Annotated in this window: 1 pseudogene; it reads right to left on the reverse strand. The window is 64.3% G+C overall.

Annotated features, from left to right (window positions below):
* Positions 1-569 (reverse strand): annotated as a pseudogene (locus DBR24_RS32690) (dihydropyrimidinase); the annotation flags it as partial.

Consider the following 569-nt stretch of genomic DNA (forward strand, 5'->3'; position numbering starts at 1 on the left):
ATCGGTGGCGGTGGTGTGCAGGTTGCCACTTTGCAGGCCATGCCACAGCGCTTGCTGATGCCCGCGCGGACGGAACGGCGGGCTCATCACGTAACCGGCGGCGGTCTGCCAGTCCGGGTGCTGATAGACGCTGTCGTCGAGCAGCAGATGCCCGGCCAGCACTTCGCCGTAAACCGGTTGGCCCTTGCTGCGGGCATAGGTGATTTCGTCGAGGGCTTCCTTGGTGGAAACGTGCACCAGGTACAACGGCGTACCGATGGTTTCGGCAATGCGAATCGCCCGGCTCGCCGCTTCGCCTTCCACCTGCGACGGCCGCGACAGCGGATGCGCTTCCGGCCCGGTGATGCCCTGGGCCATCAACTTGCGTTGCAAGTGATAGACCAGCTCGCCGTTTTCCGCGTGCACGGTCGGCACCGCGCCGAGTTCCAGGCAGCGCTCGAAACTCGCCACCAGCGTGTCGTCGGCGGCCATGATCGCGTTCTTGTAGGCCATGAAATGCTTGAAGCTGTTGATCCCGTGATGGCTGACCAGCTCGGCCATCTCCTCACGCACCTGCTCGCTCCACCAGG

Origin of the sequence: Pseudomonas sp. HMWF006 (assembly GCF_003061205.1) — a bacterium.
GTDB lineage: Bacteria > Pseudomonadota > Gammaproteobacteria > Pseudomonadales > Pseudomonadaceae > Aquipseudomonas > Aquipseudomonas monsensis.